The following is a 5,616-nucleotide window of genomic DNA, read 5'->3' on the forward strand; positions in this document are numbered from 1 at the left end:
GGCCCGGCCGCCCGGCCGGGCCTTCTCGCGTGTCCGCTCAGGCGGTGAGGCGGGCGATGGCCTCCTCGACCGTCAGCTCCTCGCGCTCACCGGTCCTGCGGTCCTTCAGCTCCAGCACGCCGTCGGCCGAGCGGCGGCCGGCGACCAGGATCTGGGGTACGCCGATCAGCTCGGCGTCGGTGAACTTCACGCCCGGCGAGACCCCGGCCCGGTCGTCGACCAGGACGCGGACGCCCGCGGCGGACAGCTTCTCGGCGACGTCGAGGGCCAGCTCGGTCTGGAGCGCCTTGCCCGCGGCGACCACGTGGACGTCGGCCGGGGCGACCTCCTTGGGCCAGCACAGGCCGTGCTCGTCGGCGGTCTGCTCGGCGAGGGCGGCGACGGCGCGGGAGACACCGATGCCGTAGGAGCCCATGGTGACGCGGACGGGCTTGCCGTTCTGGCCGAGCACGTCGAGCCCCAGGGCGTCGGCGTACTTGCGGCCGAGCTGGAAGATGTGGCCGATCTCGATGGCCCGGTCCAGCTTCAGCCCGGCGCCGCACTTGGGGCAGGGGTCGCCCTCCTGGACCACGACGACGTCCACGTACTCGTCGACCTCGAAGTCACGGCCCGCGACGACGTTCCTCGCGTGCGTGTGCTCCTTGTTGGCGCCCGTGATCCAGTCGGTGCCGGGGGCCACGCGGGGGTCGGCGATGTACTTGACCTTCTCGCCCAGGCCCTGCGGGCCGACGTAGCCGCGGACCAGGTCGGGGCGGCCGACGAAGTCCTCGGCGGTGACCAGCTCGACGGCGGCCGGGGCGAAGTGCTGCTCGACCTTGCCCAGGTCGACCTCGCGGTCCCCGGGGACGCCCACGGCGACGATCTCGCCGTCCACCTTGACCAGCAGGTTCTTCAGCGTGGCGGAGGCGGGGACGCCGAGGGAGGCGGCGAGGGTCTCGATGGTCGGGGTGTCCGGGGTGGGGATCTCCTCCAGCGCGGGCACGGCCGAGCCGTCGACCGGGGCCGGCTCGTAGCGCACGGCCTCGGTGTTGGCGGCGAAGTCGCAGTTGGGGCAGTCGGCGAAGGTGTCCTCGCCGGCCTCGGCGGGGGCGAGGAACTCCTCGGACCGGGAGCCGCCCATGGCGCCGGCGGTGGCCGCGACGATGCGGTAGTCGAGGCCGAGGCGCTCGTAGATCCGCTGGTAGGCGGCGCGGTGCAGGGCGTAGGAGGAGGCCAGGCCCTCGTCCTCGGTGTCGAAGGAGTACGAGTCCTTCATCAGGAACTCGCGGCCGCGCAGGATGCCCGCGCGGGGGCGCGCCTCGTCCCGGAACTTGGACTGGATCTGGTACAGGATCACCGGCAGGTCCTTGTAGGAGGACGCCTGGTCCTTCACCAGCAGGGTGAACAGCTCCTCGTGGGTGGGGCCGAGGAGGTAGTCGCCGCCCTTGCGGTCCTTCAGGCGGAACAGCTCGGCGCCGTACTCGTCCCAGCGGCCGGTGGCCTCGTAGGGTTCGCGCGGCAGCAGGACGGGGAGGACGACCTCCTGGGCGCCGATGGCGTCCATCTCCTCACGGACGATCCGCTCGACGTTGGCGAGGACCTTGGTGCCCAGCGGCAGCCAGGACCAGATGCCGGCTGCGGTACGGCGGACGTAACCGGCGCGGACGAGGAGCTTGTGGCTGAGGACCTCGGCGTCCGCCGGGTCGTCGCGCAGCGTCTTCGCCAACAACTTGGACATGCGCTGGACCGGTACGTTCGCCATTGTTCTCGTACTCCTGCCGGAAATGTAGGTGATGGCTAGGAGGTTAGCCGGGCCGCACGCACGGGTGGAAATCGGTTAACGGCGGCGCAGCGGGAGGGGAGCGCCCATCACCGCGTACGGTTTGGGGGCGCTCGGGAAGTGGACCTGGCGGGCCAGGTCGGTGTAGCCGAGCGAGTGGTAGAGGCCGCGCGCGGGGCTGTCGGTGTCGATGGCGGAGAGGATCGAGCGGGGTTCGGCGGCGGTGTCGGTGATACGGGTGATCAGCCGGCGGCCGACGCCCCGGTTCTGGTGGCCGGGGTGGACGTGCAGCTCGGTGATGACGAAGGACTCGTCCAGCCAGCCGTCGTTGCCCTGGCCGCGCAGGTAGGGCTCCACGACGGTGGACCACCAGTGGGCGCGGGAATTGGGCATGCCGTACACGAAGCCGATCAGCGCGCCCTGGCTGGTGGCGCCGAGGGCGCGGGCGCCGGGCATCCGCATGTGGCGCTGGACGATCTGACGGCGTACGGCGATCTCGTCCGGACCGAGCCCGAAGGCCAGGGCCTGCACCGCGAGGGCCTCGTCGACGCGGGCTGCGAGGTCCAGGGTGCCGATCATGAGATCCATGCGGGGAGCGTACAGGGCACCCTCAGCGGGTCCGCTTCAGAAGAGAACGCTCATGAACTGGCCGACCTCCTCGAACCCCACCCTGCGGTACGTGGCGCGCGCGGCGGTGTTGTAGTCGTTGACGTAGAGGCTGGCCACGGGGGCGATGTCGGCGAGGGCGTAGCGCAGTACGGCGGCCATGCCGGGGGCGGCGAGGCCCCTGCCCCGGTACTCGGGGGCCACCCAGACGCCCTGGATCTGGCAGGCGTGGGCGGTCGCGGCACCGATCTCGGCCTTGAAGACCACGTTGCCCCTGCCGTCGAGGCGGGCGAAGGAGCGGCCGGCACCGACCAGCTCGGCGACACGCGCCTGGTAGAGGAGTCCGCCGTCGCCGGCCATCGGGGAGACGCCGACCTCCTCGGTGAACATGGCCACGCACGCCGGCATGATCGTGTCCATCTCATCCTTGCGGACGCGCCGGACGTAGGGGTCCGGGGTGATGTCGGCGGGCAGCTGGTCGGTGACCATGAGGGGCTGGCGGGCCCGGACCTCGCGGGCGGGGCCCCAGTGCGGTTCCAGCAGGCGCCACAGTTCGGCAGTGGCCTCGGCGGCCCCGACGATCGAGGAGCAGCGGCGGCCGACCCGCCGGGCCCGGTCGGCGAAGGCACGCACGGCACGGGGGGTGGCGCAGACGGGGACGAGGTTGGCGCCCGCGTAGCACAGGGACGTGAGCATGCCGTCCTCGTACCAGCCCCACATCTCGCCGCCAAGCCGCCAGGGGTCGAGGCCGGCCACCTGGACGCGTGCGGCGACGAAGGCGTTGGCGACGGGCTCGCGGTCGAGAACCGCGAGCGCTGCGTCGAGGTCGCTCGGTTCGAGCACCCGTGAGGTGGTCTGGGTCAACACGTGCGGGGGCCTCACCCTGGGGTCTGCGCTGGTCTTGGCACTATAGCCGCGCGTCCCTCCGGGGGCTTGCCCGCCGTACCCCTCTCACCCCCGCACGAGCCCCAGAAACGCGTGCCACGCCGTGGTCTGTACGGAGAGGGTGGGGGCGGTGGCAGGGTTCTGCTTGGAGTCACGGACGTGGATGGTGGCGGGGCAGGCGGCGACCTCTACGCACTGGCCGCCATCGCCGTCGCTGTAGCTGGACCTGTGCCACGGGAGGGCGACTTCGAGGCACTGCCCGCCATCACCGGTGCTGTAGCTGCTCTTGAACCACGTCAGACCGGACGGCTTCTCGATGCTCATGCCTGGACCAGCCCCAGGAACGCGTGCCACGCCGTGGTCGGCACGGAGAGGGTGGGGGCGGTGGAGGGGTTCTGCTTGGAGTCACGGACGTGGATGGTGGTGGGGCAGGCAGCGACCTCGACGCACTCGCCGCCGCCGCCGCTGCTGTAGCTCGACTTGTACCAGGGGAGGGCGACTTCGAGGCATTCACCGCCGTCGCCGCTGCTGTAGCTGCTCTTGAACCACGTCAGGTTGGACGGTTGATCGACGTTCATGTCTCTCCCAGCAACTTCTCTAAAAATTCCAGCGACTTGCGCGGTGTCAGGGCCTGAGCACGCAGGAGACCGTACTGCTCTTCCGCTTTCCTGACCGCTGAACGATCAGTGAAGAGGGCGCTGGCCCTGGCTGCCGGTACGTAGGCGATCCTGCGCCCTTTTATCGTCTCGATCAAGTTGAACTGACCGTTGAGCGCGGCATGTTCCTCGCGGTCATGCGGCATGATCTGCATCTCCACGTTGCGCCGCTGGCTGACAAGCAGGATCTGCTCCAGTTGGCCACGCCAGACAGCCGCTCCGCCCAGTTTCTGGCGCACCACTGACTCCTCCATCACGAAGGTCACTGTGGGCGCGGGTTTGCGCGCGAAGATCTCCTGTCGGGCCATTCGCGCCGCCACCCGCTGCTCGACCGTCGCCTCGTCCAGCACCGGACGCCACATGGTGAACACGGCCCGCGCGTAGTCCTCCGTCTGTAAGAGACCCGGTACCGCTTGTACGGCAAACACGTGCAGCGCGACCGCCTGCTTCTCCAGCGCCGCCGCATCCCGGAAGAACGCCGGATACTGCGCCTTCTCCATGTCCTCGATGAAGTCGACCAGCATCCCGCCCGCGCCCAGCACCTCATCCGCCTGCCGGATGAACTTCGCGTTCGGGATGCGTCGCCCCACCTCGTAAGACGTGATCGTGGCGGCCGAGTACCCCGTACGACGGCCCAACTCGGCCCGATCCATGCCCGCTTGGACACGCAACCGCTTCAGCAACCGTCCGAAGACGAGCGGGATACCCGCGCCCGGCGCCTCCTGGTCCTCCTGTGATTCCTCGCTCATGCCCACCCCCAATGCCCGCGCGCCACCCTCGGTCACGGGGCGCTCGTGTACAGCGGCACCTCACCCTTGTACAACGCCTGGTGGTCCCGGTGCCGCCACTGTCCAACGCTACTCAGCGTGCGGGACCGTAACGGCGTGAAATCAGAAACTTCCACCCAGGAATTCGCGATGCGCTTCACCTCCACCCCGCGTGGCGCACGGCTCGCCCGGCGGCTGGTCTCGGTCCGGCTGGACGAGTGGGGGCATCCGTACGACGGCTGGGTCAACGAGGCCGTCACGCTGATCGCGGCCGAGCTGGCGGCCAATGCCGTACAGCATGGGCGCGTCCCCGGCCGGGACTTTCACCTGCGGCTCGCCGAGGACGCCGGCGGCGTACGCGTGGAGGTCTCGGACACGCTGACCGAGCGGCTGCCCGAGATCCGGGTGCCGTCCGGGGAGTCCGGGCGGGGGCTGATCCTGGTCGAGGCGCTAGCGGACAAGTGGGGCGTGGCGCCGAGGCAACCCGGCAAGACGGTGTGGGCGGAGGTACGGCAAAGTCCCGCCACCGAAGGGTGACGGGACTCGGATACCGGGGTCAGCCCGCGACCGCCACCGTCGGCTCGCCCGACGTGATGCCCTCGTCCTGCATCTGCTCGGCCAGCTTCATGGCCTCCTCAATGAGGGTCTCCACGATCTTCGACTCCGGGACGGTCTTGATGACCTCGCCCTTGACGAAGATCTGCCCCTTGCCGTTGCCGGAGGCCACGCCGAGATCGGCCTCGCGGGCCTCGCCGGGGCCGTTCACCACACAGCCCATGACCGCCACCCGCAGCGGGACCTCCATACCGGTCAGGCCCGCCGTGACCTCCTCGGCCAGCTTGTAGACATCCACCTGCGCCCGCCCGCACGACGGGCACGACACGATCTCCAGACCCCGCTGCTTCAGGTTCAGCGACTCCAGGATCTGGTTGCCGACCTTGAC

Annotated in this window: 8 protein-coding genes; 1 reads left to right on the top strand and 7 read right to left on the bottom strand. The window is 70.1% G+C overall.

Features of this window, described 5'->3' with window-relative positions; genetic code table 11:
• Positions 1–37: 37 nt before the first annotated feature.
• The 6 genes from ACFWN1_RS31130 to ACFWN1_RS31155 form a co-directional block, all read right to left on the bottom strand.
• The gene (locus ACFWN1_RS31130) at positions 38–1,741 is read right to left on the bottom strand and encodes a proline--tRNA ligase (RefSeq protein ID WP_384369391.1); all 1,704 of its coding nucleotides are present in this window, start codon (positions 1,739–1,741) and stop codon (positions 38–40) included.
• Between the two features lie 75 nt (positions 1,742–1,816).
• Complete coding sequence (locus ACFWN1_RS31135; RefSeq protein ID WP_384369394.1) at positions 1,817–2,347, bottom strand: GNAT family N-acetyltransferase; 531 nt, start codon at positions 2,345–2,347, stop codon at positions 1,817–1,819.
• A 36-nt stretch (positions 2,348–2,383) separates the two neighbouring features.
• A complete protein-coding gene (locus ACFWN1_RS31140; RefSeq protein WP_384369397.1) occupies positions 2,384–3,232 on the bottom strand; it encodes a GNAT family N-acetyltransferase in 849 nt (282 codons plus the stop codon).
• 84 nt (positions 3,233–3,316) lie between these two features.
• Entirely contained in the window at positions 3,317–3,574 is a 258-nt protein-coding gene (locus ACFWN1_RS31145; protein ID WP_384369400.1) for a DUF397 domain-containing protein, read from the bottom strand.
• Positions 3,571–3,828, bottom strand: a complete 258-nt coding sequence (locus ACFWN1_RS31150) for a DUF397 domain-containing protein (protein ID WP_384369403.1) — start codon at positions 3,826–3,828, stop codon at positions 3,571–3,573. Before ACFWN1_RS31150 ends, ACFWN1_RS31145 begins: the two co-directional genes overlap by 4 nt.
• Positions 3,825–4,655: a helix-turn-helix transcriptional regulator gene (locus ACFWN1_RS31155; RefSeq protein WP_384369406.1), complete on the bottom strand. Its 831-nt coding sequence runs from the start codon at positions 4,653–4,655 to the stop codon at positions 3,825–3,827. Before ACFWN1_RS31155 ends, ACFWN1_RS31150 begins: the two co-directional genes overlap by 4 nt.
• 135 nt (positions 4,656–4,790) lie before the next feature.
• On the opposite strand from ACFWN1_RS31155, the gene ACFWN1_RS31160 reads away from it, so the two are divergent.
• Positions 4,791–5,210 (top strand): ATP-binding protein, encoded by a 420-nt coding sequence (locus ACFWN1_RS31160; RefSeq protein ID WP_384369409.1) that lies wholly within the window; start codon positions 4,791–4,793, stop codon positions 5,208–5,210.
• A gap of 19 nt (positions 5,211–5,229) precedes the next feature.
• On the opposite strand, the gene ACFWN1_RS31165 is transcribed toward ACFWN1_RS31160, so the two are convergent.
• The coding region (locus tag ACFWN1_RS31165) for a flavodoxin-dependent (E)-4-hydroxy-3-methylbut-2-enyl-diphosphate synthase (protein WP_384369412.1) at positions 5,230–5,616 on the bottom strand (387 nt) is incomplete at its 5' end.

Origin of the sequence: Streptomyces sp. NPDC058459, assembly GCF_042721685.1 — a bacterium.
Lineage (GTDB): Bacteria > Actinomycetota > Actinomycetes > Streptomycetales > Streptomycetaceae > Streptomyces.